The organism is Geodermatophilus nigrescens (assembly GCF_900129495.1).
In the GTDB taxonomy this organism is placed as follows: Bacteria; Actinomycetota; Actinomycetes; order Mycobacteriales; family Geodermatophilaceae; genus Geodermatophilus; species Geodermatophilus nigrescens.
In genome coordinates, this window is sequence record NZ_FQVX01000002.1 from 418811 (window position 1) to 445503 (window position 26693).

33 protein-coding genes are annotated in these 26693 nt (G+C 77.4%); 16 read left to right on the forward strand and 17 right to left on the reverse strand.

Annotation, left to right across the window (positions count from 1 at the left end; genetic code table 11):
* Window positions 1-31: 31 nt before the first annotated feature.
* On the forward strand, window positions 32-901 hold the full coding sequence (locus tag BUE37_RS09575) for an alpha/beta fold hydrolase (protein ID WP_073419982.1): 870 nt from the start codon (window positions 32-34) through the stop codon (window positions 899-901).
* Window positions 902-955: 54 nt separating this feature from the next.
* On the opposite strand, the gene serA is transcribed toward BUE37_RS09575, so the two are convergent.
* Window positions 956-2164, reverse strand: a complete 1209-nt coding sequence (gene serA, locus BUE37_RS09580) for a phosphoglycerate dehydrogenase (protein WP_073419983.1) — start codon at window positions 2162-2164, stop codon at window positions 956-958.
* 101 nt (window positions 2165-2265) lie between these two features.
* Window positions 2266-3243, reverse strand: coding sequence for a site-specific integrase (locus BUE37_RS09585; RefSeq protein ID WP_245794471.1), 978 nt, complete (start codon window positions 3241-3243; stop codon window positions 2266-2268).
* Between the two features lie 131 nt (window positions 3244-3374).
* On the opposite strand from BUE37_RS09585, the gene BUE37_RS09590 reads away from it, so the two are divergent.
* A complete protein-coding gene (locus tag BUE37_RS09590) occupies window positions 3375-4577 on the forward strand; it encodes a hypothetical protein (RefSeq protein WP_073419985.1) in 1203 nt (400 codons plus the stop codon).
* A 6-nt stretch (window positions 4578-4583) separates the two neighbouring features.
* Here BUE37_RS09590 and BUE37_RS09595 read toward each other — a convergent pair whose 3' ends face one another.
* Genes BUE37_RS09595 through BUE37_RS09620 form a run of 7 tightly spaced genes read right to left on the reverse strand, consistent with a single transcriptional unit; the run spans window position 4584 to window position 8762 of the window.
* Complete coding sequence (locus BUE37_RS09595; RefSeq protein ID WP_245794473.1) at window positions 4584-5165, reverse strand: aldolase/citrate lyase family protein; 582 nt, start codon at window positions 5163-5165, stop codon at window positions 4584-4586.
* A complete protein-coding gene (locus BUE37_RS24435) occupies window positions 5150-5335 on the reverse strand; it encodes an HpcH/HpaI aldolase family protein (RefSeq protein ID WP_245794475.1) in 186 nt (61 codons plus the stop codon). The genes BUE37_RS09595 and BUE37_RS24435 overlap by 16 nt, the downstream gene beginning before the upstream one ends.
* Window positions 5336-5385: 50 nt before the next feature.
* A complete protein-coding gene (locus BUE37_RS09600; protein WP_217651200.1) occupies window positions 5386-6417 on the reverse strand; it encodes a zinc-dependent alcohol dehydrogenase in 1032 nt (343 codons plus the stop codon).
* Window positions 6414-6854: a universal stress protein gene (locus BUE37_RS09605; protein ID WP_073419986.1), complete on the reverse strand. Its 441-nt coding sequence runs from the start codon at window positions 6852-6854 to the stop codon at window positions 6414-6416. The genes BUE37_RS09600 and BUE37_RS09605 overlap by 4 nt, the downstream gene beginning before the upstream one ends.
* 51 nt (window positions 6855-6905) lie before the next feature.
* A complete protein-coding gene (locus BUE37_RS09610; RefSeq protein WP_073419987.1) occupies window positions 6906-7253 on the reverse strand; it encodes a DUF202 domain-containing protein in 348 nt (115 codons plus the stop codon).
* Window positions 7250-7618, reverse strand: coding sequence for a YidH family protein (locus tag BUE37_RS09615; protein WP_073419988.1), 369 nt, complete (start codon window positions 7616-7618; stop codon window positions 7250-7252). The genes BUE37_RS09610 and BUE37_RS09615 overlap by 4 nt, the downstream gene beginning before the upstream one ends.
* 4 nt (window positions 7619-7622) lie before the next feature.
* Window positions 7623-8762, reverse strand: a complete 1140-nt coding sequence (locus BUE37_RS09620) for an acyl-CoA dehydrogenase family protein (protein WP_073419989.1) — start codon at window positions 8760-8762, stop codon at window positions 7623-7625.
* A gap of 79 nt (window positions 8763-8841) precedes the next feature.
* Here BUE37_RS09620 and BUE37_RS09625 point away from each other — a divergent pair, with 79 nt between their 5' ends.
* Together BUE37_RS09625 and BUE37_RS23765 are read left to right on the forward strand one after the other, a co-directional pair.
* The gene (locus BUE37_RS09625; protein WP_073419990.1) at window positions 8842-9447 is read left to right on the forward strand and encodes a TetR/AcrR family transcriptional regulator; all 606 of its coding nucleotides are present in this window, start codon (window positions 8842-8844) and stop codon (window positions 9445-9447) included.
* Between the two features lie 71 nt (window positions 9448-9518).
* Window positions 9519-9686, forward strand: a complete 168-nt coding sequence (locus BUE37_RS23765) for a hypothetical protein (protein ID WP_175562831.1) — start codon at window positions 9519-9521, stop codon at window positions 9684-9686.
* A 4-nt stretch (window positions 9687-9690) separates the two neighbouring features.
* Here BUE37_RS23765 and BUE37_RS09630 read toward each other — a convergent pair whose 3' ends face one another.
* Entirely contained in the window at window positions 9691-10452 is a 762-nt protein-coding gene (locus BUE37_RS09630; protein ID WP_245794477.1) for an alpha/beta hydrolase, read from the reverse strand.
* 74 nt (window positions 10453-10526) lie between these two features.
* The gene (locus BUE37_RS09635; protein WP_073419991.1) at window positions 10527-11555 is read right to left on the reverse strand and encodes an aldo/keto reductase; all 1029 of its coding nucleotides are present in this window, start codon (window positions 11553-11555) and stop codon (window positions 10527-10529) included.
* 178 nt (window positions 11556-11733) lie between these two features.
* On the opposite strand from BUE37_RS09635, the gene BUE37_RS09640 reads away from it, so the two are divergent.
* From BUE37_RS09640 to BUE37_RS09650, 3 genes are all read left to right on the forward strand, one after another.
* Window positions 11734-13092 (forward strand): cytochrome P450, encoded by a 1359-nt coding sequence (locus BUE37_RS09640; protein ID WP_083628521.1) that lies wholly within the window; start codon window positions 11734-11736, stop codon window positions 13090-13092.
* Between the two features lie 201 nt (window positions 13093-13293).
* Window positions 13294-14811 (forward strand): flavin-containing monooxygenase, encoded by a 1518-nt coding sequence (locus BUE37_RS09645; RefSeq protein WP_073419992.1) that lies wholly within the window; start codon window positions 13294-13296, stop codon window positions 14809-14811.
* A gap of 30 nt (window positions 14812-14841) precedes the next feature.
* Window positions 14842-15780, forward strand: coding sequence for an alpha/beta hydrolase (locus tag BUE37_RS09650; protein WP_073419993.1), 939 nt, complete (start codon window positions 14842-14844; stop codon window positions 15778-15780).
* Window positions 15781-15823: 43 nt separating this feature from the next.
* On the opposite strand, the gene BUE37_RS09655 is transcribed toward BUE37_RS09650, so the two are convergent.
* Together BUE37_RS09655 and BUE37_RS09660 are read right to left on the reverse strand one after the other, a co-directional pair.
* A complete protein-coding gene (locus BUE37_RS09655) occupies window positions 15824-16336 on the reverse strand; it encodes a cupin domain-containing protein (protein ID WP_073419994.1) in 513 nt (170 codons plus the stop codon).
* Between the two features lie 26 nt (window positions 16337-16362).
* On the reverse strand, window positions 16363-17373 hold the full coding sequence (locus tag BUE37_RS09660; protein WP_073419995.1) for an NAD-dependent epimerase/dehydratase family protein: 1011 nt from the start codon (window positions 17371-17373) through the stop codon (window positions 16363-16365).
* Window positions 17374-17476: 103 nt separating this feature from the next.
* Here BUE37_RS09660 and BUE37_RS09665 point away from each other — a divergent pair, with 103 nt between their 5' ends.
* Window positions 17477-18679, forward strand: coding sequence for an MFS transporter (locus BUE37_RS09665; RefSeq protein WP_175562832.1), 1203 nt, complete (start codon window positions 17477-17479; stop codon window positions 18677-18679).
* Here BUE37_RS09665 and map read toward each other — a convergent pair.
* The gene (gene map / locus BUE37_RS09670; RefSeq protein ID WP_073419996.1) at window positions 18663-19433 is read right to left on the reverse strand and encodes a type I methionyl aminopeptidase; all 771 of its coding nucleotides are present in this window, start codon (window positions 19431-19433) and stop codon (window positions 18663-18665) included. The two genes, BUE37_RS09665 and map, sit on opposite strands and share 17 nt — an antisense overlap.
* 65 nt (window positions 19434-19498) lie before the next feature.
* On the opposite strand from map, the gene BUE37_RS09675 reads away from it, so the two are divergent.
* Genes BUE37_RS09675 through BUE37_RS09695 form a run of 5 tightly spaced genes read left to right on the forward strand, consistent with a single transcriptional unit; the run spans window position 19499 to window position 22844 of the window.
* A complete protein-coding gene (locus tag BUE37_RS09675) occupies window positions 19499-19777 on the forward strand; it encodes a helix-turn-helix domain-containing protein (RefSeq protein WP_073419997.1) in 279 nt (92 codons plus the stop codon).
* Between the two features lie 19 nt (window positions 19778-19796).
* Window positions 19797-20078 (forward strand): YciI-like protein, encoded by a 282-nt coding sequence (locus BUE37_RS09680; protein ID WP_073419998.1) that lies wholly within the window; start codon window positions 19797-19799, stop codon window positions 20076-20078.
* Entirely contained in the window at window positions 20075-20542 is a 468-nt protein-coding gene (locus BUE37_RS09685) for a heme-degrading domain-containing protein (RefSeq protein ID WP_073419999.1), read from the forward strand. Before BUE37_RS09680 ends, BUE37_RS09685 begins: the two co-directional genes overlap by 4 nt.
* The gene (locus BUE37_RS09690) at window positions 20539-21576 is read left to right on the forward strand and encodes an App1 family protein phosphatidate phosphatase (RefSeq protein ID WP_073420000.1); all 1038 of its coding nucleotides are present in this window, start codon (window positions 20539-20541) and stop codon (window positions 21574-21576) included. The genes BUE37_RS09685 and BUE37_RS09690 overlap by 4 nt, the downstream gene beginning before the upstream one ends.
* Window positions 21573-22844, forward strand: a complete 1272-nt coding sequence (locus BUE37_RS09695; protein ID WP_245794479.1) for a D-arabinono-1,4-lactone oxidase — start codon at window positions 21573-21575, stop codon at window positions 22842-22844. The genes BUE37_RS09690 and BUE37_RS09695 overlap by 4 nt, the downstream gene beginning before the upstream one ends.
* 36 nt (window positions 22845-22880) lie before the next feature.
* Here the strand turns inward: BUE37_RS09695 and BUE37_RS09700 are convergent, their stop codons facing one another.
* From BUE37_RS09700 to BUE37_RS09710, 3 genes are all read right to left on the reverse strand, one after another.
* The gene (locus BUE37_RS09700) at window positions 22881-24131 is read right to left on the reverse strand and encodes an RNA polymerase sigma factor (protein WP_073420001.1); all 1251 of its coding nucleotides are present in this window, start codon (window positions 24129-24131) and stop codon (window positions 22881-22883) included.
* Between the two features lie 10 nt (window positions 24132-24141).
* Window positions 24142-24483: a YciI family protein gene (locus BUE37_RS09705; protein WP_073420002.1), complete on the reverse strand. Its 342-nt coding sequence runs from the start codon at window positions 24481-24483 to the stop codon at window positions 24142-24144.
* A gap of 111 nt (window positions 24484-24594) precedes the next feature.
* The gene (locus tag BUE37_RS09710) at window positions 24595-24879 is read right to left on the reverse strand and encodes a hypothetical protein (protein WP_073420003.1); all 285 of its coding nucleotides are present in this window, start codon (window positions 24877-24879) and stop codon (window positions 24595-24597) included.
* 301 nt (window positions 24880-25180) lie between these two features.
* On the opposite strand from BUE37_RS09710, the gene BUE37_RS24965 reads away from it, so the two are divergent.
* From BUE37_RS24965 to BUE37_RS09725, 3 genes are read left to right on the forward strand one after another with little or no spacing between them, the layout of a single operon-like run.
* On the forward strand, window positions 25181-25591 hold the full coding sequence (locus BUE37_RS24965) for a WhiB family transcriptional regulator (protein ID WP_425432415.1): 411 nt from the start codon (window positions 25181-25183) through the stop codon (window positions 25589-25591).
* A gap of 56 nt (window positions 25592-25647) precedes the next feature.
* Window positions 25648-26217, forward strand: a complete 570-nt coding sequence (locus BUE37_RS09720; RefSeq protein WP_073420004.1) for a dienelactone hydrolase family protein — start codon at window positions 25648-25650, stop codon at window positions 26215-26217.
* Entirely contained in the window at window positions 26214-26630 is a 417-nt protein-coding gene (locus BUE37_RS09725; protein WP_073420005.1) for a PaaI family thioesterase, read from the forward strand. Before BUE37_RS09720 ends, BUE37_RS09725 begins: the two co-directional genes overlap by 4 nt.
* The last annotated feature ends 63 nt before the right edge of the window (window positions 26631-26693 follow it).

Consider the following 26693-nt stretch of genomic DNA (forward strand, 5'->3'; position numbering starts at 1 on the left):
GGGCCGACCGCCGCACCCCGAGGAGCCGCCGATGTCCGCCGCCACCGAGACCGGCGCCGCCCCCGCCTGGTTCGCGGCCGCGCTCGCGCAGGCACCCGAGCGGCGGGAGGTCGAGGTCGACGGCACGCCCGTGCGCTACCGGGCGTGGGGCGAGGCCGGGCGTCCCGGGCTGGTGCTGGTGCACGGCGGCGCGGCCCACTCGGGCTGGTGGGACCACGTCGCCCCGCAGCTGCACTCGCACCGGGTGGTGGCCCTGGACCTCAGCGGCCACGGCGACAGCGGCCGCCGCGCCGCGTACGACATGGGCACGTGGGCGCGGGAGGTCGTGGCCGTGGCGGACGCCGAGCGCCTCTCCCGGCCCGTCGTCCTCGGGCACAGCATGGGTGGCTGGGTGTCCCTCGTGGTCGGCGTGGAGCACCCGGACGCCGTCGCCGGCGTCGCGGTCATCGACTCACCCCTGGTGCGCCGGCCGCCGGAGGAGGAGCAGCTGCGCGACCGGCGCCGGCCGCACCGCACCTACCCGACCGTCGAGGAGGCCGTCGGGCGGTTCCGCACCGTCCCGGCGCAGGACGTGCTGCTCCCCTACGTGCGCGAGCACGTGGCGGCCGACTCGCTGCGCCGGGACGGCGACGGGTGGACCTGGAAGTTCGACCCGCAGCTGTGGGGCTCCCCGCCGCTGCTCACCGAGCTGCTGCCGCGGCTGACCGTCCCGGCGGCGCTGTTCCGCTGCGAGAAGGGGCTCGTGGACCCGCGGATGGCCGCCGAGATGGCGGCCCTGGTGCCCGGCGGCCTGCCGGTCGTCGACCTGCCCGACGCCGGGCACCACCCGATGCTCGACCGCCCGCTCGCGCTGGTCACCGGGATCCGCACCCTGCTCGCGTTCTGGCCGCACCCCGCCTGAGGGCCGGTTCGGGCAGCACGTGGTGACCTGCGCCGGACCGACGTCCTGGCGCGGTCAGGCCCCGCTGTGCCGGAAGGTGGTCAGCCGCACGCTCTCGGGGAGCGCCTCGAGGGCCTTGACGAGCTCCTCGGGCAGCTGCGCGCTGACGTCGGTGACCGCGTAGCCGAGCTCGCCGCGGGTGGCCAGCACCTGCCCGTCGACGTTGAGCCCGTGCTCGCCGACGAGCGCGTCGACCCGGGCCAGCACGCCGGGCACGTTGCGGTGCAGCAGCGCGAACCGGTCGGCCGAGGAGCCGTGCAGGGCCACGGTGGGCAGGTTGACGCTCAGCGTCGTCGTGCCGGCGCCGGTGTAGTCGACGAGCTTGCCGGCCACAAAGCGCCCGATGTCGTGCTGCGCCTCCTGGGTCGACCCGCCGACGTGCGGCGTGAGGATCACGTTGGGCAGGCCGCGCAGCACCGAGGTGAACGGGTCGCCCTGCTCGCGCGGCTCATCGGGGAAGACGTCGACGGCGGCGCCGGCGATGTGGCCGGACAGGATGTGCTCGCGCAGCGCCTCGTGGTCGACGACGAAGCCGCGCGACAGGTTGAGGAACAGGCTCCGCCGGCGCATGCGCGCGAACTGCTCGGCGCCGAACATGCCGGCGTTCCCGGCCCGCCCGTCGACGTGCAGCGTCACGGTCTCGGCCCGCTCGAGCAGCTCCTCGAGGGTGTCGCAGCGCTCGGCGTTGCCCAGCGCCAGCTTGTCCTCGAGGTCGTAGAACAGCACCCGCATGCCCAGCGCCTCGGCGAGCACCGACAGCTGGCTGCCGATGTTGCCGTAGCCGACGATGCCGAGCGTCCGGCCGCGCACCTCGTGGCTGCCCGACGCCGACTTGTCCCAGGAGCCGGCATGCAGCGCGCGGTCCCGGTCGACCAGCCGGCGGGCCAGGATGATGATCTCCGCGATCGCCATCTCCACCACGCTGCGGGTGTTGGAGTACGGCGCGTTGAACACCGCCACCCCGGCGCCGGCCGCGGCCCGCAGGTCGATCTGGTTGGTGCCGATGCAGAAGGCCCCCAGGCCGACCAGGCCCGGGCGGGCGGCGAACACGCGCGCGGTCACCTGTGTCTTGGAGCGGATGCCGAGGAGGTCCACGCCGTCGAGGGCGGCGACGAGGTCGTCCTCGTCCAGCGCGCCGCGCAGCGACTCGACCTCGTACCCGGCCGCGCCGAGCAGGTCGGCCGCCACCGGGTCGATGTTCTCCAGCAGCAGGGCTCTCGGCACGTGCAGGGACCTCCTCGACGCGGGGCCGCCGGCGGACTCCGTCGGCACGAGTATCCCGCCGTCACCGCGGGGGCCGGGTCGGCGGGGTCGGGTGGGTGGGGTCAGAGGCCGAGGGAGCCCGAGGCCGGGTCGGCCCACCGGCTGGAGGCGTCGTAGGAGCGGACGACGAGCGACCGCCACCGCCCAGTCCGGCTGATCTCCTTCTCCGGCACGCCCTGCGCGTAGGCGGTGGTGGCGAACCCGCGGCGCAGCGAGTGCGGCGACAGCCCCTCGACGGGGACGCCGGCCCGCTCGGCGGCGCGCCGCAGCACGAGGTCGACGCTGCGCGTGGTCAGCGGCGCCTCCCCCAGCCGCGGCGCGCGCCCCTTGCCCACCGACCGGAACAGCGGCCCGGACGTGATGCCCTGCCCCGCGAGGGCGGCCAGCCAGGCCCGCACGGCGCGCACGGGGCAGGTGGTCGCGCGGACCCCCTCGGCCAGCGCGAGGGTCTCCCCGGCGCCCTCCTGGTCGGTCTTGGAGTACCGGATCAGGACGTCGAGGCCGCCGTGGCCGGCCGGGACGACGTCCTCCACGCGCAGCCCGCACAGGTCTGATGCCCGCAGCCCCAGGGCGAAGCCGACGAGCACCAGGGCACGGTCGCGGGTGCCGGCGAGGGTGTCCGGCAGGTCCTCGACGAGCGCGCGGACGGTGGCGGTGTCGACCGCCCGCGCCCGCCGCGGCCGGTAGCCGCTGCGGACGGCGGTGCGGCGGATGCCGGTGAGCGTCCGGCGCACGCCCTCGCTGTCCCCCGGCGGGGTCAGCCCGGCGCGGCGGTGCAGGTCGTTGAGCGCGGACAGCCGGCGGGCGACGTAGCGCGGGCTGCGCCCCTCGTCGGCCATCCCGGCCAGCCAGGCCGCGACCGCCAGCGGATCGGCGGGCGGCGCCACGGGCAGCGAGCGGCCCCGGCACCACGCCTCCCAGGCGGCGACGTCGCGCGCGTAGGCGTCGCGCGTCGAGTCGGCGTGCGACGCGTCGACGTACGCGCCGACCGCCGTGAGGTCGCCCGGCAGCAGCGGTCCCCCGCCCGTCCGAGGGATCACCGCTCGCGTCGTCGGGTCCTCCGTCATCACTTCGCAGAGTAGGTGCTTCTCGGAAGCGATCGCCCATCGCGTTGTCCGCACATCTGCCCGGATGGATGCATGAACCGCACATCCGTCTATCGTCGTCCGGCATGACGGAGCAGGACGACGCGCAGGACGGAACCCGGTGCGCCTTCCCGGGCTGTCCCGCTCCCCCGCGGCCGCGCGTCCCCGGGCGCAGCGGACCGTCGCCCCGGTTCTGCGACCGGCCCGACCACAACCCCGAGACGGCGCGCACCGCGCGCGCCCGCGCCGCCGGGCGGCGGAACGGCCGGCTCACCGCGACCGCCACGGCGCTGGCCGAGGAGCTGCCGCCCGAGGGCCGGGTCCGGCACCTCGTGGGCCGGTGGGCCGAGGCGACCCGCGAGGCCGCCGAGGCCGCGGAGGCGCAGGCCGCGCTGCTCACCGCCGCCGCCGAGGCCCTCGCGCAGTACCGGGACGAGGCCACCGTCGAGGCGCGGCTCGCCCAGGCGCGGGCCGACGTCGACGGCGCGCACGCGGCCCGGCTGCGCGCCGAGGAGCAAGCCCGCCGCGACGAGCGGCTGCGGGCGGAGGCCGAGGAGGGCCGCCGCGCAGCCGAGAGCGCGGCCGAGGCCGCCCGGGTCGCCGCCGAGGAGGCGGTCACCGCCGCCCGCGAGGACGCCGCCGGCCGGGTCGCCGCCGCCGACGCCGCCCGCGAGGCGGCCGAGGAGCAGCGGGACCGGGCGGAGGCCGCGCGCCGGGCGGCCGAGGAGGAGCGGACGGCGGCGGAGCAGCGCGCCGAGGACGCCGGGTCGGCTGCCCGGGACGCCGAGCGGGAGACGGCGCGGGCGCGGCGAGACGCCGAGGAGGCCCGGGCGCAGGCCGCCCGGGAGCACGACGAGCTGGTCGAGGCCCGCGCCCGGTGGGACGTCACCGAGCAGACCCTCACCGCCGCCCTGCGGGAGCGGACGGGCGAGCGGGACGAGGCGGCCGCCGCCCGCGACGCGGCACTCGCCGACGCGGCCCGCGCGGGCGAGCGGGCCCGCGACGCGGAGCGCGAGCGGGACGCCGCCCGGCGCGGGGAGCGCGAGGCCCGCGACCGCGCGGCGGAGGCGACGACGCGGGCGGCCTTCGCCGAGCGCGACCTCCGTGACGCGCTGGCGGAGGCCGCCGCGGCCGCGCGGCGCGCCGAGGACGCCGCCCGCCGGGCCACCGACGCCGAGGCGGGCGCCCGGCGGGCGGGCGAGCGGGCCGCCGCGCTCACCGCCGAGGTCGAGGGCCTCCGCGCGCGGCCGGCGGAGCCGGACCCGCCGGACGGCGAGCCGGCCGGCTGAGGCGGATCAGGCCTCCCCGGCGCCCGCTCCCCGCGCCGACCCCCGGGCCGCGGACAGGTGCCCGGCCGCCGCCGCGCCGAGCATCGCGACGTCGACGGCGACCGTGACGATCGTGGCGCCCTCCGCCGCGTACCCGGCCGCCTCCTCGCCGCTGTAGGCGTGCACGCCCACCGGCACCCCGGCGGCGACGGCCCGCGCCACGATCGACGACAGCACCCCGCGCAGCTCCGCCCGGTGCTCCTCCCCCGCCAGGCCGAGCGAGAGCCCGAGGTCGCCCGGGCCCACGTAGACCCCGTCGAGGCCGTCGACGGCGAGCAGCGCGTCGAGGTCGTCGAGGGCGCTCGCGGCCTCCACCATGACGACGACCAGCGGCTCGTCGGCCCCGCCGGACAGCCGCCCGATCGACCGGCCCCCGGCCGGGGCGTACCGGCAGGCGGCGACCACCTCGCGGGCGTGCGCGGCGTCGCGGACGTTCGGCACGATCACCCCGCGCGCGCCGAGGTCGAGCGGGCGGCCGACGTCGGCGAAGTGCGGGCTGCGGGTGCGCACCAGCGGGACCGCGCCCGCCGCCGTCACGGCTGCAGCCACCCGGGCAGGTCGGCCTCGGTCCCGGCGCCGTGCTGGAGGTCGACGACGACGTGGTCGGCGCCGGTGCGCGCCAGCACCTCGCCGGTCACCGCGCCGGGCAGCAGGCTCCACAGCCCGTGGCTGGCCCGGCCCTCCGCCCACCGCGCCCGCAGGTCCGCCTCGCTCGCCATCCCGGTCCTCCCGTCGTGCCGCGTCCGCCGGGGCCGATCCTGCCCGCCGCTCAGGGCAGCCGCGGGTCCACGTGCACCTTGGGCCCCGGCCCGGCACCGGGCGGCCGCTCCCCCGCCAGCACCGCGCCCACCTGCGACAGCCCGACGGTCGCGGCCACCAGCGGGCGCGGGTCGACCTCGCCCACCGCGTAGGCGGCGACGGTGGCGGCCAGCCCCGGAGAGGCCGACAGCACGCCGACGGCGGTGACGTCCCCGAGCGCCAGGTCGCGGGTGTCGATCCGGCTCGGCGTCCCGGCCAGGCCGATGTAGACCACGCGGCCGGCGGGCTCCACCCGCTCGAGGGCGAGGGCCGGCAGGGCGGCGGCGGTCGAGGCGTCGACCACGGCGTCGAACGGCAGGTCCGGCAGCGTGTCCGCCGTCCAGGTGTGCGGGAAGCCGAGCGCGCGGGCGAAGGCCAGCGACGCGGGGTCCACCCCGAGCAGGTGCACCTCGGCGCCGGCGGCGCGCAGGAACATCGCGGTGAGCAGCCCGATCGTCCCTGGCCCGAGGACCAGCGCCCGGTCGCCCGGCCCGGCGGCCGCCGCCCGCGCCGCGCGCAGCGCGTTGCCGCCGGGCTCCACGAGCGCGCCGAGGACGGGGTCGACGGCGTCGGGCAGCGGGTGCAGCGAGGTCGCCGGGACGGCGAGCTGCTCGGCCAGCGCGCCGGGCCGCCCGCCGCGGATGCCGACCTCCTGGCGCCGCTCGCACACGTGCTGCTGCCCGCGCCGGCAGCGGCGGCAGGTGCCGTCGCCGAGCATGGTGTCGCCGGTGACGCGCCGGCCGAGCCAGGCCGGGTCCACGCCCGCGCCGACCGCCGTCACCCGACCGCACCACTCGTGGCCCAGCCGCATCGGGTAGGCGGCGTGGCCCTGGTGCAGGTAGGCCATCTCACCGGTGGCGAACTCGACGTCGGTGCCGCAGACGCCGACCCGCTCGACGTCGACCACCACCTCGCCGGGCACGGCGACCGGCACCGGCACCTCCCGCACCGCGCTCTCGCCGGGCCCGGTGAGCACGTGCGCCCGCATGGTCGGACCGGTCACGGCACCACGGTGACCGGCCAGCCGCAGCTGCGGACCAGGCGGGCGGCCAGCGAGCCGGCCAGCCGGTGCGCCGGGCGGGTGGAGGCGCCCACGACGACGACGTCGGCGTGCTGCTGGTCGGCGACGGCGGACAGCTCGCGCATCGGCTCGCCCACCCGCAGCACGAAGGTCACCTCGACGTCGCCCTGCTCGGCGATCCGCCGCGCCTCGGCGCGCAGGTCGTCCTCCGTCGCCTGCCGCGCCTCGAGCGCGGCCTGCACGGCGACGGGGGCGAGCGCGTCCAGGCCGGGGCCCACCGGGCGCAGCGAGCGGACGTGGACGACGACGAGCCGGCCGGACTGGCGGCGGGCGAGGCCGGCGGCGTAGTCGAGCGCGCGCAGCGAGGTCGGCGACTCGTCGACGCCGACCACCACCGCCCCGGGCCCGTCCCCGCGCATCCCGTCCCCTCCCTGCCGGCGGTCAGCCTCCCACCGGGTGGGGACCGGGGGTCAGCCCGGCCCGAGGACGAACGCGAGCGCGAGCAGCCCGGTGAGCACACCGGCGGCGGCGAGCGCCGCGACCGGGAGCCCGCCGCCGGGCACGCCGGAGAGGTCGCCGCGGGTGAGCAGCGAGGCGCGGACCTCGCGATGGCGGCGCCGCGCCCCGGCCCCGGCCGCCACCGCCTGCAGCAGGCCGGCCCCGGCCAGCGCGAGGGCGAGCGCGCCGAGCACGGGGGCGGCCAGGCGCCCGGCGCCGACCGCGGCCACGGCCATCGCCAGCGCCGTCCGCCGCCAGGCCAGCGCCGTGCGCTCGGCCTGCAGCCCGCCGTCGGGCACGGGCCCGGGGACGGTGCTCACCGCAGCAGCAGGCCCAGCACGAGCAGCACGCCGGCCGCCGCGGTCCCCGCCGCGAGCACCGGGGTGACCACGGGGGACGGCAGTGGCCGGCCCAGCCGCATCGCCCGCTCGGTGGCCGCCCACCCCCACCACGCCTGCACCGGCGCGAGGACGCCGAGGCCGACGAGCAGCAGCGCGCAGGCCAGCCGCAGCCCCTCGGCGATCGGCACGTCGAGGGCCTCCAGCGCGACGCCGGCCGCCGACAGCGCCAGCGACGTCCGGATCCAGGCCAGTGCCGTGCGCTCGTTGGCCAGGCTGAACCGCGCGTCCGGCTCCTCCCCCACGCCGTAGACCGAGCGCGGGCGCCGGGGCGCGGGGGCGGTCACCGGGTCAGGGTGCCAGCGAGCGGCTGATCACCAGGCGCTGGATCTGGTTGGTGCCCTCGAAGATCTGCATGATCTTCGCCTCCCGCATGTACCGCTCGACCGGGAAGTCGCGGGTGTAGCCGTAGCCGCCGAGCACCTGGACGGCGTCGGTGGTCACCTTCATCGCCGCGTCGGTGGCGACGAGCTTGGCCACGCTGGCCTGCCGGCCGTAGGGGCGGCCGAGGTCGCGGCGGCGGGCGGCGTCGAGGTAGGTGGCGCGGGCGGAGTCGACGGCGGCGGCCATGTCGGCGAGCAGGAAGCCCAGCCCCTGGTGGTCGGCGATCTTGCGCCCGAACGTCGTCCGCTCCTGCGCGTAGCCGACGGCGGCGTCGAGGGCGGCCTGCGCGAGGCCCGTGGCGACGGCGGCGATGCCCAGGCGGCCGGAGTCCAGCGCGGAGAAGGCGATCGACAGGCCCTGGCCCTCGGCGCCGAGCAGCCGGTCGGCCTCCAGCAGGGCGCCGTCCCAGTGCGCCGAGGTGGTCGGGATGGCGGTGAGGCCCATCTTCTCCTCGGGCCGGCCGAAGCTCAGGCCCTCCACCTGCCCGGGCGCGAGGAAGCAGGAGATGCCGCGGGAGCCCTCGCCGGTGCGGGCGAACAGCGCGTAGAAGTCGGCCTTCCCGCCGTGGGTGATCCACGCCTTGGTGCCGGTGACCCGGTAGCCCTGCTCGGTGCGCTCCGCCCGGCAGGCGAGCGCGGCCGCGTCGGAGCCGGCCTGGGGCTCGGACAGCGAGTAGCCGCCGATCTGCTCGCCGGCCAGCATCGCCGGCAGCCACCGCTCGCGCTGGGCGTCGGTGCCGAAGGTGGCCAGCGGGTGGCAGGACAGCCCGTGCACCGAGACGGCGACGGCGACGGCGGCCCAGCGGGCACCGAGCTCCTCGAGCACCTGCAGGTAGACCTCGTAGGGCTGGCCGCCCCCGCCCATCTCCTCCGGATAGGGCAGGCCCAGCAGCCCCAGCCCGCCGAGGGTGGCGAACAGTCCCTCGGGATAGGTCTCGGCGCGCTCGTGCTCGGTGACCCGCGTCGTGAGCTCCTTGTCGGCGACGTCCCGGACGAGCTCGATCAGGTCCTGCGCCTCGTCGGTGGGCAGCAGACGGTCGACGGCCACGGCGATCCCCTCATCGGTACTGGCGGCGGTGTCCACGGTACCGCTGCGGGGCCGTTCGGGCGTGCGGGAGGATCGGGGCATGTCGGTGGAGGCGCGGGTGCCGGTGCGCCGCGGCGCCGCGCGGCACGGGGAGCTCCTCGGCCAGCTCGTGCAGGTGCTGCTCGCCGAGGGCTTCGCCTCGCTCACCCTCGACGACCTCGCCGCCCGGCTGCACTGCTCCAAGCGCACCCTCTACGCGCTGGCCGGCAGCAGGGACGAGCTGGTCCGGGTGGCGGTCGTGCACTTCTTCCGCGCCGCGACCGCCCGGGTGGAGGCGGCGCTGGCGCCCCCGCGCCCGCCCGCCGACCGGCTGGTCGCCTACCTCCGGGCGGTGGCCGAGGAGCTCGCGCCGGCGTCGGCCCGCTTCTACGACGACGTCGCCGCCTTCCCGCCGGCCCGGGAGATCTACGAGCGCAACACCCGGGCGGCCGCCGCGCGGGTGCAGGGGATCATCCGCGACGGCGTGGCCGAGGGCGCCTTCCGCGAGGTCGACGCCGCCTTCGCCGCCGACGTCGTCACCGCCGTCATGGTGCGCATCCAGCAGCGGCAGGTGGCCGCGAGCACCGGCCTCGACGACGCCGCCGCCTACGAGCAGCTCACCGGCCTCCTGCTGCGCGGGCTGGCCAAGGAGCCGGGCGCCGGCTGAGTGGCAGCCGCGTTGCGGTCCGGGGCGGTCGCGGGGCTGTCACCGCGCCGCGCGGGGGCCCACCGTGGGGCATGGACCTCGCACGAGTCCCCCGGGCGGTGGGCGCCTACTGGCGGGCGCAGGTGCACCTGTGGGAGGTGTACCTGTCGGCGGACCCGTGGCCGCCCCGGCACCCCGGCGGGGAGCCGCTGCACTGGACGGGCCGGCGCCTGCGCGGGTCGGTCCTCCCCGGCCCCTGACCGCTCAGCCGGTGAGCTCGGCCAGCTCGACGACGGCGGCCACCAGCTGCCCGCCGTCGAGCAGCACCCGGTCGTTGTGGTCGGCGCCCGGCACCTCGACCCGGCGGTGCAGCGACGCGGCGGCGTCGGCCACCGCCCGGCTCTGCGCCGGCGGCACGATCGTGTCGGCGGCGCCCCAGACCACCGTCGTCGGCACCCGCACGCGGGCCACCTGCCCGGCCACCGGGTAGCGGTCGCGCAGCAGGAGCCGCACCGGCAGGAACGGGTAGTGGTGGGCGCCGGCGGCGGCCAGGTCGGCGAAGGGCGAGCGCAGCACCAGCCCGGCCGGCGGGTGCTCCAGCGCCAGCCCCGTGACCACCCCGCAGCCCAGGCTCTCGCCGTAGTAGAGGAGCCGGTCCTCGCGGACGCCGGCCTCCTCGACCAGCCAGGCCCGCGCCGCCCGCACGTCCAGCGCCAGACCCTCCTCGCTCGGGCTGCCGGGGTTGCCGCCGTAGCCGCGGTAGTCGAACAGCAGCACCGCGAGGCCCGCCGAGGACAGCGCCCGGGCCAGCGGCGCGCGCATGCCGCGGTGCCCGCCGTTGCCGCTCGCCACCAGCACGGTGGCCGCGCCCGCCGGGCCCGGTACGAACCAGGCGCCCAGCGTCAGCCCGTCGGCGGTGGTCAGCTCGACGTCGCGGCCGCCGGGGACCTCGCCGGCCGCCGCGGGCACCGGGCCGTCGTCGGGCAGGTACACCAGCCGGCGCTGGAACGCCCAGAGCAGCCCCACGACCAGAGCACACACGACGGCGACGGCCAGCGCCGCCCGGAGCGCCCGCGGCACTCGCAGCGCCCGGCGCACGCTCAGCCGGCGAGGTCCCGGCTGCGCTGCTCCGTGCCGACCTCGCCGTAGGGGTAGTCGGGCTCGGCGGGGTCGCTGACGGCGTCCAGGCGCGCCGTCTCCTCCGCCGACAGCGCGAGGCCGGCGGCGCCGAGGTTCCCGCGCAGCTGGTCGGTCGTGCGCGCGCCCAGGATCACCGAGCTCACGGCCGGTCGGGCGAGCAGCCAGGCCAGCGCCACCTGCGGCATGGTCGCCCCGCGCGCCTCGGCGACGTCCTGCACCGCCTCGAGCACGTCCCAGGTGCGCGCCCTCGCCGCCACCCGGTCGTAGGCCTCCATGCCGCGGCCGGGGTCCTCGCCGAGCCGGGTGGCGCCCTCGGGCCGCTGGTCGCGGGTGTACTTGCCCGAGAGCCAGCCGCCGCCCAGCGGTCCCCACGGCAGCAGGCCCAGCCCGTTGTAGCGGCAGGCCGGCACGATCTCGGCCTCGATGCCGCGCACCAGCAGGCTGTAGGAGGGCTGCAGGGTGACCGGGACGGCGAGGTGCTCGCGCTCGGCGACGTCGACGGCGCGCTGCACCTGCCAGCCGGTGAAGTTCGACAGCCCCGGGTAGCCGACCTTCCCCGCGCGCACCGCGTCGTCGAGGAAGCGCAGCGTCTCCTCCAGCGGCGTGAGCGGGTCCCAGGCGTGCAGCTGGTAGAGGTCGACGTGGTCGACGCCGAGCCGGCTCAGCGAGTCGTCGAGCGCGCGGCGCAGGTGCCGGCGGGAGGTGCCGAGCGCGTTGGCGTCCTCGCCCATCGGGAAGCGGCCCTTGGTGGCGAGCACGACCCGGTCCCGGACGTCGGCGGGCCGGGCGGCCAGCCAGCGCCCGACGATCTCCTCCGAGGCGCCGGCCGAGTAGACGTCGGCGGTGTCGACGAGCGTGCCGCCGGCCTCGGTGAAGACGTCGAGCTGCTCGTGGGCGCCGGCCTCGTCGGTCTCGGCGCCGAAGGTCATCGTGCCCAGGGCGAGGGCCGAGACGGCACAGCCGCTGCGGCCGAGGGTGCGCAGTTCCACCTCCCCAGCAAGCCACACGCGGGCGGGCGCCGCACCTCGCCGCCGGGCCCCTCGGGGGAGTCCCCCACCGCGCCGCCGCACAGACGGGGGCCGGTTCGGGGGTTCCACCTGATGTCCGCCGGCGGGCGCCGTCGCGAGGCTCGGGTCCCCGAGAGCCACGGACCCGAGAGAAGGCGGAATGAGCACTGCCGAGCTGGTCCTCCCCGAGTGCCCCCGTCCCGAGGACCGGGCGCCCGCACCGCTTCCGCCGCGGCCCCGGCGGGTGCGCCGGTGGCTGGGCGCGCTGCTGGCCCGCCGGGTGCGCCGGCGCGGCATCGACCTGGCCACCCTGCGGGTGCTGCCCCGCGCGGCGACCGTGCCCCTGCGCCGCGACGGCGTCGGCCCGGCGTCCGCTCTCACCGCCCTGGCGGCGCGCGGCCCGGTGCACCGGCTCGAGCTGCCCCTCGACGTCGCCGTCCACCTGGTCACCGGGGCGGCCGAGGCCCGCGCCGTGCTGGCCGACGCCGACGGCTACAGCACCGACGTCCGCCACCTGTTCAGCGGCGACGGCCCCGTCACCGGCGCCGACGTCGGCGGGCTGGGGTTCACCGACCCGCCGGACCACACGCGGCTGCGCCGGCTCGTCGCCCCGGAGTTCACCCGCGCCCGGCTGCAGCGCCTCGTCCCGGTGGTCGAGGGCACCGTCGACCGCGCGCTCGACGCCCTGGAGGCCGCCGGGTCCCCGGCCGACCTCGTCCGGCACGTCGCCACCCCGGTGCCGATGTCGGTGATCGCCGGCCTGCTCGGCCTCGAGGGCGCCGACGAGCAGGTGCTGGCCCGGCTGGCCACCCGCCGCTTCGACGCCACCGGCGGCCCGGCCGGCGCCTTCGGCGCGGTGTCGGCCCAGCGGCGCCTGCTGGCCGAGGCGGTCGCCGCCCAGCGGCGCTCCCCCGGCGACGGGCTGATCGGCCGGATCGTCCGGGAAGAGGGCGATGCGATCACCGACCACGAGCTGGCCGGCCTCGCCGACGGGCTGGTGACCGGCGGCTTCGAGACGACGGCGTCGACCATCGCCCTCGGCACGGTCGTGCTGCTGCGCGACCCGGCCGCGGCCGCGCTGGTCCGCGGGGGTTCGCCCGCCGACGTCGCGGCGGTGGTCGAGGAGCTGCTGCGGCTGATCGCGGCCGTCTCGGTGGCCTTCCCGCGCTTCGCCCGCCGGCCCACCGTCGTCGGGGGCACCGCCGTGGCGCCGGGCGACGTCGTCCTGGTCTCCCTCGCCGCCGCCGGCCGCGACCCGCGCTGGGCGGGCGACGCCCCGGACGACCTCGACCCGCACCGCGCTCCCCGCGGCGGGCACCTCGCCTTCGGGCACGGCATCCACCGCTGCGTGGGCGCCGAGCTCGCCCGCCTGGAGCTCACCACGGTGCTGCCGGCGCTGCTGCGGCGCTTCCCCGACCTCGCCCTCGCCGTCCCGCCGGAGCGGCTGGCGTTCCGCCGGCTGTCGTTCGCGCACGGCCTGGACGCGCTTCCGCTCGACCTCGGCCGGCGGGCGCGATGACCGGCGAGGCGCGGGAGCCGGCGTCGGTGGTCGCCGCCCGCCAGCTCGCCGCCGAGGCCCGGTCGCCGCTCCCCCGACGGCTGTCACGGCGCGCCCGGCTGCTGGTGGCGGCGCGCGCGGCCGCCCGTCCGCCCCTTGCCGCGGTGGGGCGGTCCGGCGGTAGCGTCCGTGACCTGGATCACAGCTCCTGGGGGAGGTCCGATGACCACGACGACCGGAACGGCGACCCTGGAGGCCCCGCAGCCCACGCGTGAGGACGTCGAGCACGTCGACGTCCTCATCGTGGGTGCCGGCGTCTCCGGGATCGGGGCCGCGCACACCCTGCGCGAGCGGTTCCCCGACCGCAGCTTCGTGCTCCTGGACACCCAGGACGCGCGCGGCGGCACCTGGTGGACCCACCGCTACCCCGGCGTGCGCTCCGACAGCGACCTGTTCACCTACGGCTACCGGCACAAGCCCTGGCGCGGCCCCTCGATCGCCGCCGGCGGGGAGATCCTCGCCTACCTCGACGAGGTCATCGAGGAGGACGGCCTCGCCCCGCACATCCGCTACCGGCACCGGGTCACCGCCGCCTCCTGGTCGAGCGAGGACGCCCGGTGGACGGTCGAGGTGAGCCGCGAGGACGCCGGCGGGACGGTGCGGATGACGACCGACTTCCTCTGGATGTGCCAGGGCTACTACGACCACGCCAAGCCCTACCGCCCGGACTGGCCCGGCCTCGACGACTACGCCGGCGTGCTGGTGCATCCGCAGTCCTGGCCCGAGGACCTCGACGTCACGGGCAAGCGGGTCGTCGTCATCGGTTCCGGGTCGACGGCGGCCACGCTCATCCCGGCGATCGCGCAGGACGCCGCGCACGTGACGATGCTGCAGCGCTCGCCGTCCTACTTCCTCGCGCCGCCCCTCACCCATGAACTGGCGGTGACCCTGCGGGCGCTGGACATCCCCGAGGACTGGACGCACGAGATCCTCCGCCGCGCGTACTCCGCCCAGTTCGACGAGCTCGCGCGGCTGTCCCACGAGGCGCCCGACGAGCTGCACGCCTTCCTCATGGAGTCGGTCAAGCCGCTCCTGCCCGAGGGCTTCGACGTCGACAAGCACCTCACGCCCCGCTACCGGCCGTGGCAGCAGCGCATCGCGGTCGTCCCGGAGGGCGACCTGTTCGCCGCCCTCCGCGAGGGCCGGGCGTCGATCGTCACCGACACCATCGAGACCTTCACCGAGAAGGGCATCCGGCTGGCCTCCGGCGAGGAGCTCGAGGCCGACGTCGTGGTGACGGCCACGGGCTTCGACCTGTCGGCCTTCGGCGGGGTCGCCTTCACCGTGGACGGCGAGCGGGTCGAGTTCCCGGAGCGGGTCACCTGGCGCGGCGTGATGATCAGCGGCGTCCCGAACATGGCCTACGTCTTCGGCTACTTCCGGCACAGCTGGACGCTGCGGGTGGACCTGGTGTGCGACCTGGTCACCCGGGTGTTCGAGCGGATGCGGGAGAAGGGCGCCCGCAGCGTCGTCCCGGAGCTGCGGCCCGAGGACGCCGGCATGCAGATCCGGCCGTGGTCGGACCCGGAGAACTTCAACGCCGGCTACGTCATGCGCTCCCAGCACCTGCTCTTCCGGCAGGGCGACCGCGAGCCGTGGACCCACATGCTCGAGCACGCGCAGGAGGCCGAGGCGCTGCCGAAGGCCGACCTCGACGACGGCTCGCTCGTCTACCGCTGACCCCGACACCCCACGACCAGGAGGACCCCCGTGCCGGTCGACCCGTCCATCGCCGCCCTGCTCACGATGCTCGAGCAGTCCGGCGCACCGCCGCTGTACGAGGGCACGCCCGAGGCCGGGCGCGCCTACTACCTCTCGCTCACCCGCGACGCCCGCGCGCCCGAGGCCGTCGTGCCGGTGGGCGCCGTCGAGGACCGCACCGTCCCCGGCGCCGCGGGTGACCTGCCCGCCCGCGTGTACCGCCCCGAGGGTGCCGACGGCCCACTGCCGACCGTCGTGTTCCTGCACGGCGGCGGCTGGGTGATCGGCGACCTCGACACCCACGACAACATGGCCCGCAACGTCTGCCGGCACGCCCGCGCGGTGGTCGTCGCCGTCGACTACCGGCTCGCTCCCGAGCACCCCTTCCCGGCCGCCGCCGAGGACGCCGTCGCCTCCGCCCGGTGGGTGGCGCAGCACCTCGACGAGTTCGGCGGCGACGACCGCCTCGCCGTCGCCGGGGACAGCGCCGGCGGCAACCTCGCCGCCGTCGTCGCCCAGACGCTGCGCGACGACGGGACGCCGCTGCTCGGCCAGTTCCTCATCTACCCGGCCGTCGACGCCGAGGGCGACTACCCCTCGCGCGTGGAGAACGCGAAGGGCTACTTCCTGGAGAAGGACACGATGGACTGGTTCTACGGCCACTACCGCGGCGCGTGGGAGGACGCCCGGGACGCCCGGATGTCCCCACTGCACCACGCCGACCTCTCCGGCCTGCCGCCGGCGGTGGTGGTCACGGCGGAGTACGACCCGCTGCGCGACGAGGGCGAGGCGTACGGGGAGGCGCTGCAGGCCGCCGGCGCCACCGCGCACGTGCTGCGCTACGACGGGATGATCCACGGCTTCTTCGACATGGGCGCCGTCTCCCCCGCCGCGCAGGCCGCGATCGAGGAGAGCTGCGCCCGCTTCGGCGAGCTGCTGCACCGCTGACCGCCGGCCGGCCCGGGCCGCACCGGCCCGGGCCGGCCGCGCATCACACCCCGTACGTGTCGTGGCGGAGCATGGACTCCGCCCGCTCCTCCGGCGTCATCCGCTCGCCGCGCGCCAGCGTCTCGACGTACTCCTCGCGGGGGCCGCCCGGCGCGAACACCAGCAGCATCGAGGCGCGGTCCCCGCAGCGGAACCCGTGCCCGCCGCCCTCGGGTACGTACACGAAGTCACCCGGCCCGGCGGCGACCCAGGAGCGGCCGTCGACGACCTCCACCGAGCCGGAGAGCACGGAGAACTGCTCGGAGATCGACCGGTGGACGTGCGGCCCGGGCCCGGACGTCTCCTCGCCGGAGGTCCACCGGTAGAGCCCGAGCCGGCCGGCCGTCTGCTCGCCGGTGGCCAGGAACTCGCAGGTCACGCCGGCGGCGGAGACGGTGTCCGGCGGGCGGTCCGCCGGCCGCAGCCAGGCGCTGGCCTCGCCGGTGGTGCCGCGGTACAGGTCGGGCGGGTGGTGCCGGTGCAGGGACAGGGGTCCCTCCTCCCGTCGCCGGCCCATCCTGGCAGCGGCCGCGGCGGCCGGGTTCAGTCCGCGGCGAGCAGGGCGCGCTCGCGGGCGGCGTCCAGGTCGACGTCGAGGTCCGGCCAGGTGCCGCGGTCCCGTCGCACCCAGTGCAGGGTGTCGCGGGCGGTGTCCTCCACCGGCCGGAAGGTCAGGCCGGCGGCCAGGGCGGCCGAGGAGTCGACGGCCTCCTGCGGGATCTGGTCCTCCGGGAACCAGAGCGGCCGCCGCTCCTCCTCGACGCCGGCCAGGCCGCGGCGCAGCGCCTCCTCCCCGACCGGCACGAACTCCACGTCGCCGGGGCCGCCGCCCGCCGCGGCGAGGCAGGCGTCGAGCACGCTCGCCAGGGTCTGCCGCCGCCCGGGGCCCACGGTGTCGAACACCCCGCCGCGGCCGGCGCGCAGCATCGCGACCACCCAGCCGGCGACGTCGCGGGCGTCGGAGAACTGCACGGGGCGGGTCGGGTCGCCCGGCACGCAGACCCGGCGGTCGCGCCGGCCCGCCAGTGCCTCCGCGATCCGGACCGGCCACCAGGTGAACCGGTCGGAGGGGTCGCGCGGCCCGACCATGATCCCCACCCGCGGCACGAGCACCGGCCCGTCGAAGTGCTCGGCGAGCGCCCGCTCGGCCGCGAGCTTGGCCAGCGACCGCTGCTGCAGCGGGTCGTCGTCGGGCTGCTGCCCGGCGGCGCGCACGGGCGCGGTCTCGTCGGGCACGGCCGGCCCGTCCGGTGCGTAGACGCTCATCCCGGACACGTAGCCGTAGGCACCCACCGACCCGGACAGCAGCCGCGCCGTCGCGGCCACCGCGGGCGCCCCCGGCTCGTCGTCGGTGAACGTGTCGAGGACGGCGTCCCACCGCCGGCCGGCGAGCACCCCGAGGTCGCCGCGGCGGTCGCCGGTCAGCACCTCGACGCCGTCGGCCGGCGGGCGGCCCGACCGCGAGAACACCGTCACGGAGTCGCCCGCCGCCACGGCGGCGTCGACCACCGCCGCGCCGAGGAACCCGCCCCCGCCGAGCACCAGGAACCGCACGGACCCACCTCCCGACCGGGCCGGACGGCCCACGCCCCGGCGACTACCCCGTCGCGGGGCGGCACACCTCCCGGGTGACCTGCGGAGCGGTAGCGTCCGCCGGGTGCCGGACCCCGCGACGCAGCGGGCCGGGTCGCGGCGGGAGACCCGCCGCCGACTCGACGCCCTGACCTTCGGCCTGTTCACCGTCGCCCTCGGCACGAACATCCCGACCCCGCTGCTGCTGGTCTACCGGCGCACGCTGGGCCTGTCCGACGCCGACCTGACCGCCGTCTTCGGCTGCTACGCGATCGGCCTGATCGCCGCGCTGACCGTGTCCGGCGCGGCGTCGGACCGCTTCGGGCGCCGCGCGCTGGTGCTGCCGTTCGCCGTCGTCGCCGGGCTGGTGTCGCTCCTGTTCCTGCCCGCCGCCGGGTCCCTGCCGCTGCTCTACCTGGCCCGGCTGCTGCAGGGCGTGGTCTCCGGCGTCGTCTTCTCGGTGGCCAACGCCTGGCTGCAGGAGCTCGCCGGGCCGGAGGGGCAGCAGTCGGCGGCCACCCGCGGGGCGGTGTCGACGTCGCTGGGCTTCGCGATCGCCCCCGCGATGAGCGGCGTGCTCGCCCAGTACGGCCCCGCCCCGACGACGCTGCCCTACCTGGTGCACGTGGCCGTGGTCGCCGTCGGCCTGGCCGCGCTGCTCACCGTGCCGGAGACGGTGACCGAGCGGCGCCCCGGCCGGCTGATGACCCTCGGGCTGCCGCCGGAGGCGCGCCGGCCCTTCCGGGCGCTGCTCGCGCCGACCGCCGTCGGGGTGTTCGCCTTCCCCGCCGTCGCGGCGACCCTGCTGCCGCTGCTGGTGGTGCCCGGCGGCGTCGGCCCGGCCTACGCCGGCCTGATCGGCGGGCTGGCGCTGGGCGCCAGCGCGGTGGCCGCCCGGGTGGGGCGCGGCATCGCCCGCGGCGGGCCGCTGGGCATGGCGATGGGCTCGGCCGGGCTCGCGGTGAGCGTGCTGGCGATCGTCACCCGCTCCGAGCCGCTGCTGCTGCCGGCGTCGGTGCTGCTCGGCGCCGGGGCGGGCCTGTGCCTGACCGCCGGGCTGACGCTGACCGCCCGGCTCGCCCCGCCGCAGACCCGCGGGGCGATGAACAGCGCGTTCTACGCCTTCGCCTACGCCGGGTTCGGCACCCCGCTGCTGCTGGCGTGGATCGGCGCGGGGGTCGGCGACGTCGCGGCGGTGTCGGCGTTCGCCGTCGTGCCCGCGGCGATCGCCGCCTGGCTGTGGCGGGAGCTGCGGCGGCAGGACCGGGCGGTCAGCGGGGAGCGGTGAGGATGCGCGGGCCGTCCGCGGTGACCGCCACCGTGTGCTCCACGTGCGCGGCGCGGCTGCCGTCGGCGCTGCGCAGCGTCCAGCCGTCGGCGTCGACCCGGTAGTCGTCGCTGCCGCCGCCGAGGAACCACGGCTCGATGGCGATGACGAGGCCGGCCGCGAGCCGCACCCCGCGCCCGGCGCGCCCCTCGTTGGGCACGTGCGGCGCCTCGTGCATGGTGCGCCCGACGCCGTGTCCGCCCTGGTCGGTGTTGATGCCGACGCCGCCGGCCCGCCCGACGGCGCCGATCGCGGCCGAGACGTCGCCGACCCGGTTGCCGACCACCGCCGCGGCGATCCCGGCGGCCAGCGCCCGCTCCGCGGTGGCGACCAGCGCGAGGTCCTCCGGCCGGGGCGTGCCCACGGGGAAGGTGGTGGCCGCGTCACCCACCCAGCCGTCGAGGGTGGCGCCGGCGTCCACGCTGAGCAGGTCGCCGTCCTCCAGCGGCAGCGTCGTCGGGATGCCGTGCAGCGCGACGTCGTTGACCGACAGGCACACCACCCCGGGGAACGGCGGGGTCGTCGGCAGCGGCGCGTAGCCGAGGAACGGCGAGGTGGCGCCGGCGTCGGCGAGCACGTCGCGGGCCACCTGGTCGAGCTGGGTGAGGCGGACGCCGGGGACGGCGGCGGCCCGGACGGCGGCGAGCATGTCGGCCACCACCGCGCCCGCGGCACGCATCGCCTCCAGCTCGCCGGGGGTGCGCAGCTCGATCACGGTTCTCTCCTCCGTCGGGGGCCCGGCGACTGCCGGTATGACTATCCCGGTATTAGTATCACGGCATGGTCCGCCCCCCGCTGAGCCCCCAGGAGCGCGAGCGCGGCCGCCGGCTCGGCGCCCTGCTGCGCGCCGCCCGTGGCAGCCGCCCGCCGGCCGAGGTCGCCGCGGCGTCCGGGGTGAGCCTGGAGGCGCTGCGCAAGATCGAGTCCGGGCGGGTGCCCACCCCGGCGTTCTTCACCGTGGCCGCGCTCGCCGGCGCGGTCGGCCTGCCCCTCGACGAGCTCGCCGCCGCGCTGACCGGGGAGCTGGTCCCGGACCGCGGGAGCGCCCTGTCCGCCTGAGGCGTGTGAGAGTGGCGGCATGCACCTGCTGCTCGAGTACACCCTCGCCGACGACTACCTGGAACGCCGGGCAGCGCTGCGCGAGGAGCACCTCGCGCTGGCCCGGGCGGCCCACGAGCGCGGCGAGCTCCTGCTGGCCGGCGCGCTGCCCGACCCCTACGACCGCGCGCTGCTGGTGTGGGACGCCGACCGGGAGACCGTCGAGTGTTTCGCCGCGAGCGACCCCTACGTGCTGCGGGGCCTGGTGACGTCGTGGTCGGTGCGGCCGTGGAACGTGGTCGTCGGCGGGGCCGGGGCGTGAGCGGCTTCCCGACCGTCGCGGAGCTCGCGGCGGAGGAGGACGAGCTGCAGCTGGACCGGTTCACCAACGACGACGCCTGGGAGCTCGGGTCGGCGCTGGTGGCCGCGGCCCGCCGCGCCGACGCGTCGGTCGCCGTCGAGGTCGCCCGCAACGGGCACCGGTTGTTCTCCGCCGCGCTGACCGGCGCGACGCCGGACAACGCCGACTGGATCGAGCGCAAGGCCCGGGTGGTGCACCGCTTCGGGCACGCCTCGCTGTACGTCCGGCAGACGTGGATCGAGCGCGGCACCACGTTCGAGGAGTCCTCGGGCCTGGACCCGCGCCTCTACGCCGCGCACGGCGGGGCCGTCCCGCTCGTCGTCCGCGGGGTCGGCCCGGTCGGCGTCGTCGTCGTGTCGGGGCTGCCGCAGCTGGAGGACCACCGCATGGTGGTCGCCGCGCTGCGCGCCCACCTCGGCCGGTGACCGCGCCGGGCGACCCCTCGGGGCGGCTGGTCGGGGCCCTGCACGCGGTCAAGCTGCGCGGCAACCGGGCGCTGTCGGCGTGGGCCCGCGACCGGGGCTGGACGACGACGGCGCTCGGCTACCCCGGCTACGCGGCCGGCGGCCGGGCGCGGGTGCGCGGGCGGCTGCTGCTCGCCCCGGCCCGCACCGCGCCCGCGGCCCGGCGCGACCTGCCCGGCTGGCGGCGCCTGTTCACCCTCGAGCAGCCCTTCGGCGAGATCGACGTCGAGCTCGCCGGCAGCCGGGTGCGCGCCCGCGCCGACGAGGCGGGCCTGCTCGACGTCCCGCTGCCGGCCGTGCTGCCGCCCGGCCGCGCCGACGCGCTGCTGCACGTCGGCGGGCGCCCGCCGGTGGCCGCACCGGTGTACGTCGCCGCCCCCGACGCCGGCCGTGGGATCGTGTGCGACATCGACGACACCGTCTGGATCACCGGCATCCGGCACCCCCTCCGCGCGGCCTGGCGCACCTTCGCCGGCAACAGCGCGACCCGACGGCCCGTCGCCGGGATGGCCGCACTGCTCACCCGGGTCGCCCGGGAGCACCCGCACTCCCCCGTCGTCTACCTGAGCAACGGCCCGTGGAACCTGGCCGGCGCGATCACCGCGTTCCTGGAGCGCAACGGCTTCCCCGCCGGGGCGCTGCTGCTCACCGACTGGGGCATCGGCCCGCGCGCGTGGTTCCGCAGCGGCCGGGCGCACAAGCGCGGCTCCCTGGAGCGGGTGGCCGCCGACCTGCCGGGCGTGCGCTGGTTCCTCGTCGGCGACGACGGCGAGCACGACCCGGAGATCTACCGCGACTTCGCCACCGCCCATCCCGGCCGCGTCGTGGCGATCGCGCTGCGCACCACCGCCCCCGCCGGCACGCCGTCGCCGGAGACCGGCGAGCGGGCCGGCGAGCGGGTCGGCGACGTCCCCGTCGTGCGGGCCGGCGACGGCCGCGCCCTGGCCGGCCTGCTCGAGCGGGCCGGCGTCCTCTCCCCGATCGGAGTCCGGTGACCGCCCTCGACACCCCGCTGCGCAACTGGGCGGGCAACCTCACCTACCGCGCCGCCCGGGTGCACCGGCCGCGCACCCTCGCCGAGCTGCAGGAGGCCGTCGCCGGTGCCCCGCGGGTGAAGGCGCTGGGCTCGCGGCACTGCTTCAACGACATCGCCGACACCGACGCCGACCTCGTGGTGCTCGACGACCTCGACGTCCGCGTCGAGCTCGCGCGGGCCGAGCCCGACGGCTCCGGCGTCCTGTGGGTGCCCGGCGGCATGCCCTACAGCCGGCTGGTGCCCGAGCTCGCCCGGCACGGGCGGGCGCTGCACAACCTGGCATCGCTGCCGCACATCACGATCGCCGGGGCCACCGCCACCGGCACCCACGGCTCGGGCAGCCGCAACGGGTCCCTGGCCACCTCGGTCGCCGGCCTGGAGCTGGTGCGCTCCGACGGCGAGGTCGTCGTCCTCGGCGAGGACTCCCCCGACCTGCCGGGCGCGGTGGTGCACCTCGGCGCGCTCGGCGTGGTCACCCGGGTGGCGCTGCGCTTCCAGCCGACCTTCTCCGTGCGCACCAACGTCTACCTCGACCTCACCTGGGACCGGCTGTTCGCCGACCTCCCCGGGGTCACCGGCGCCGCCTACAGCGTCAGCGTGTTCACCGACTGGCACCGGGTCACCTCGGTGTGGGTCAAGTCGCGCACCGACGAGCTCGACGCCGCCGCTCCCGAGGACTTCTTCGGCGCGCGGGCGGCCACCGAGCCGACGCACATGCTGCGCGACACCCCGATCGAGAACCTCACCGACCAGCTCGACCTGCCCGGTGAGTGGCACGAGCGGCTGCCGCACTTCCGCGCCGAGTTCACCCCGAGCCACGGCGACGAGCTGCAGAGCGAGTACTTCGTGCCGGCCGAGCACGGGCGGGCCGCCTGCGAGGCGATGCGGGCCCTCGCCGACCGGGTCGCGCCGCTGCTGCAGGTCAGCGAGATCCGCACGATCGCCGGCGACGACCTCTGGCTGAGCCCGGCCACTGGCGGCGACGTCCTGGCGCTGCACTTCACCTGGCTGCCCGACGAGCCGGCCGTCACCGCGCTGCTGCCGGAGATCGAGGCGGCGCTGCGCCCGTTCGGCGCCCGCCCGCACTGGGGGAAGCTGTTCACCACCGGCGCCGCCGAGCTGGCCGACCGCTACCCGCGGATGGGCGACTTCCGCGACCTGGTCGGCCGCCTCGACCCGCGCGGCGCGTTCCGCAACGCCTACCTGGAGCGCACGGTCCTCGGCTGAGCGCGGGCCCACCCGGCTGAGCCCGCTCGGCCGGGCTCAGTCGAGCTCGGCCAGCCGCCGGGCGAGGAAGTCCCGCTCGACCGCGTTGCCGGTGAGCAGCAGCGCCTCCCCGTAGGCCTCGCGCGCCTCGGCGACCCGGCCGAGGCGGCGGAGCAGGTCGGCGCGGGCGGCGGGGAGGTAGCCGTAGCCGGCCAGCTGCGGCTCGGCGGCGAGCGCGTCGAGGGCGGCGAGCCCCGCCGCCGGCCCCGAGGCGAAGCCGACGGCGACCGCGCGGTTGAGCGCCACCACCGGCGAGGGCCACACCGAGGTGAGCACGCCGTAGAGCGCCACGATCTCGCGCCAGTCGGTGTCGGCCCAGGTGGGCGCCTCGGCGTGCACAGCGGCGATCGCGGCCTGCAGCGCGTACCGCGACGGCGGGCGGGCCCGCAGCGCCTCCCGCACCAGCGCCACGCCCTCGGCGATCGCGGCGCCGTCCCACCGGGCGCGGTCCTGCTCCTCGAGCAGCAGCAGCCGGCCGTCGTCGGCGGTGCGGGTGTCGCGGCGGGCGTCGGTGAGCAGCAGCAGCGCCAGCAGGCCCGCCACCGCGGGGTCGCCGGGCAGCAGGCCGCGCAGCATCCGGCACAGCTGCAGCGCCCGCTCGACCAGGTCGCGGCGCACCAGCTCCTCGCCGGCCGGGACGGTGTGCCCGGTGGTGAAGAGCAGGTGGACGACGGCGAGGACGGCGTCGACCCGGGCGGGCAGCTCGGCCGGCGGGGGCACCCGGTAGGGGATGCGCGCGACGGCGATCTTCTTCTTGGCGCGGGTGAGCCGGGCAGCCATCGTCGGCTCGCTGACGAGGAAGGCGCGGGCCACCTCGGCGGTGGTCAGGCCGCACAGCAGCCGCAGCGTGAGCGCCACCTGCGCCGGCCGGTCGAGCGCGGGGTGGCAGCAGGTGACGACGAGCCGCAGCCGGTCGTCGGGATAGCCGTGCGCGCCGTCGTCGCGGGGGTCGGGGGCGACCTCCTCCTCGACCAGCAGCGGCAGGTGCCGGCGCTCGACGCCGGAGTGCCGCAGCACGTTGAGCGCCCGGCGGCGGGCGACGGTGGTGAGCCAGGCGCCCGGCCGCGCGGGCACCCCCGCGGTGCGCCACTCCGTGAGCGCGGCGGCGAAGGCCTCCTGCACGCACTCCTCGGCGACGTCGAGGTCGCGGGTGACGCGCACCGTCGCGGCGAGCACGAAGGCCCACTCGCGACGGTGCGCGTCGGCGACCGCGGCGGCGACGGCGTCGGCGTCCGGGTCGGCGGTCACGGTGGTCGGCTCAGTCGAACACCATGACGGGCCGGACCTCGACGCCGCCGAAGCGGGCCGGCACGGTGCGCGCGACGGCGAGCGCGGTGTCGAGGTCGGGGGCGTCGATGACGTAGTAGCCGCCGAGCGCCTCCTTGGTCTCCACGAAGGGCCCGTCGGTGACGTCGCCGCCGCGGACGCTCGTGGCGGTGGGCGTCGGCTCCAGCGCCTCGCCGCCGAGGATCTTGGCGCCGAGCTGCTCGACGCCGGCGGAGAAGCGGTCGTGCTCCTGGTAGATCTCGCCCATGACCTCGGGGGTCGCCGTGGCGTAGGACGCCTCGTCCTCGTAGATCAGGATCATGTAGCGGCTCATCTGCGCCTCCTGCGCTCGGGGAGCCCGCCTCTCGGGCCCTCCACCTCTCCGACACGCAGCACCGCACCAGATCGACAGGTCGCCCGGAAGAACTTTCCCGGCTGCCGCTGCTCAGGTCCGCCGGTTGTCGACCTGCCACTGAGCGTTGCTGGCCTCGCGGCTGTTGGCGCTGTAGGTCACGCCGTCGATCTTGACCGTGCCCGGCAGGTACTGACGCCCGCTGCTGCCACCGATGGCGGCAGCGAGCGCGAACACGAACCAGGGGGCCCCGATGAACAGCAGCGGTCCACCGATCGACTCCAGGCCCAGGTCGATGAGCTGACTGCCCAGGACACAGATCCCCAGGGAGCTGATGAACTTGTGGCGGAAGAAGGCGCTCCAGGCGCGTCCGAACATCGTGGGTCCTCCCCGTAGCACGGGACACTCGCCCGCGGCTCGCACATGGTGGGGCCCGGATACGTCCACCAGCGGAACGCAGGGTCGCGTGTCGCGGCCATAGCGCACGGCCCGTACCGGGCGGCGGCGACACGCCGGAGGGTCAGGTCGAGGGCAGGTAACGACAAGCGGACGCCGACGTTCCGCAGTTTTCTGCCAGTGCGATCACGGGACGGGTCTCCGTAACGTCACTGTCAGCAGCCAGGGCGTACCCGTCCGTCACAGCGGACGACGCCTCACCCCGACTCCCGAGGAGCTTCCCGTGTACACCTTCTCGCGCCCCCACCTCAGCCTCGTCGCCGACGGCCCCGCCCTCGCCTACGACGAGGCCGACTTCGGCTACGACGCCGAGGACGTGTACGACGACTACGAGGTCGCGGCGGACGCCCCCGCCGAGCAGTCCCCGCTGTCCTTCTGGGCCGACACCACCGAGGGCGGCTCGGCCGCCTGGCGCCTCGACGCCCTGTGCGCCGAGACCGACCCCGAGGCCTTCTTCCCGGAGAAGGGCGGCTCCACCCGCGAGGCCAAGCGCGTGTGCACCGGCTGCACCGTGCGCGCCGAGTGCCTGGAGTTCGCCCTCGCCAACGACGAGCGCTTCGGCATCTGGGGCGGCCTGTCCGAGCGCGAGCGCCGCCGGGTGCGCCTCGAGCGCCGCGAGCGTCTCAGCGCCTGACGGTCCGCCGCCCGGACCGCCGGGCGCCCGCCGCGGGCGCTCGGCATGATGCCCGCATGGCCGAGGTCGTCCTGTTCCACCACGCGCTCGGGCTGACCCCCGGCGTCACCGCGTTCGCCGACGACCTGCGGGCCGCCGGGCACACGGTGCACACGCCCGACCTGTACGCCGGCGCCACCTTCGACACGGTCGACGCCGGCGTCGGGCACGCCCGGGCGACCGGCTCCGGCGAGCTGCTGGACCGCGGGGCGGCCGCCGTCGCGGACCTCCCGGCGGAACTCGTCTACGCCGGCATGTCGCTCGGGGTGCTCCCCGCGCAGAGCCTGGCGCAGACCCGCCCCGGCGCGCGTGGCGCGGTGCTCCTCTACTCCTGCCTCCCGGCCGAGGAGTTCGGCGCGTGGCCGGCCGGCGTCCCCGTGCAGGTGCACGGCATGGACGCCGACCCGCTGTTCGTCGACGACGGCGACCTCGACGCCGCACGCGCGCTCGCCGCGTCCACGGCCGACGCCGAGCTGTTCACCTACCCCGGCGACCAGCACTACTTCGCCGACCGCACGCTGCCCTCCTACGACCCGGACGCCGCGACGCTGCTCCTGCGCCGGGTCCTCGACCTGCTGGCGCGGTGACCTCCCCGGAGGCGACCGCCGCGCGGGTGCGGGCGGTCCTCGGCATCCCGCTGCACCGGCACCTGGGCATGCGGCTGCGCGACCCGGCCGACCCGACCGCCGGCATCTGGTTCCCCGTCGACGCGGCCGCGCAGAACCAGGCCGCGCTGCTGCACGGCGGCGTCGTCTACACCTTCCTCGACGTCGCGGCGTTCCTCGCGCTGCTGCCGCAGCTGGCCGACACCGAGCACGCCGTCACCCACGACCTCACCGCCTCGCTGCTGCGGCCGGTGCCGGCGGGCGCGCGCGTCGACGTCACCGGCACGGTGCTGCGCCGCGGGCGGGCGGTGGCGTTCCTGCGGTCCGAGGCGACCGTCGACGGCGTCCTCGTCGCCTCGGCGCAGGTCACCAAGAGCGTCATCCCGGCCGGCTGAGCCCGCCCCGGCCTCGCCGCGCGGTGCCCGACCTCGCGCTGCGGGGCGAGGCCGGGCACCGCG

Coding starts and splice junctions, on each gene's coding strand:
- BUE37_RS09645 (WP_073419992.1), top strand. CDS start 13,294: ATGACCACGACGACCGGAACGGCGACCCTGGAGGCCCCGCAGCCCACG.
- BUE37_RS09675 (WP_073419997.1), top strand. CDS start 19,499: ATGGTCCGCCCCCCGCTGAGCCCCCAGGAGCGCGAGCGCGGCCGCCGG.
- BUE37_RS09590 (WP_073419985.1), top strand. CDS start 3,375: ATGACGGAGCAGGACGACGCGCAGGACGGAACCCGGTGCGCCTTCCCG.
- BUE37_RS09710 (WP_073420003.1), bottom strand. CDS start 24,879: ATGTTCGGACGCGCCTGGAGCGCCTTCTTCCGCCACAAGTTCATCAGC.
- BUE37_RS09720 (WP_073420004.1), top strand. CDS start 25,648: ATGGCCGAGGTCGTCCTGTTCCACCACGCGCTCGGGCTGACCCCCGGC.
- BUE37_RS09640 (WP_083628521.1), top strand. CDS start 11,734: ATGAGCACTGCCGAGCTGGTCCTCCCCGAGTGCCCCCGTCCCGAGGAC.
- BUE37_RS09605 (WP_073419986.1), bottom strand. CDS start 6,854: ATGCGCGGGGACGGGCCCGGGGCGGTGGTGGTCGGCGTCGACGAGTCG.
- BUE37_RS09705 (WP_073420002.1), bottom strand. CDS start 24,483: ATGAGCCGCTACATGATCCTGATCTACGAGGACGAGGCGTCCTACGCC.
- BUE37_RS24435 (WP_245794475.1), bottom strand. CDS start 5,335: ATGGCGAGCGAGGCGGACCTGCGGGCGCGGTGGGCGGAGGGCCGGGCC.
- BUE37_RS09655 (WP_073419994.1), bottom strand. CDS start 16,336: ATGGGCCGGCGACGGGAGGAGGGACCCCTGTCCCTGCACCGGCACCAC.
- BUE37_RS09575 (WP_073419982.1), top strand. CDS start 32: ATGTCCGCCGCCACCGAGACCGGCGCCGCCCCCGCCTGGTTCGCGGCC.
- BUE37_RS23765 (WP_175562831.1), top strand. CDS start 9,519: ATGGACCTCGCACGAGTCCCCCGGGCGGTGGGCGCCTACTGGCGGGCG.
- BUE37_RS09625 (WP_073419990.1), top strand. CDS start 8,842: ATGTCGGTGGAGGCGCGGGTGCCGGTGCGCCGCGGCGCCGCGCGGCAC.
- BUE37_RS09680 (WP_073419998.1), top strand. CDS start 19,797: ATGCACCTGCTGCTCGAGTACACCCTCGCCGACGACTACCTGGAACGC.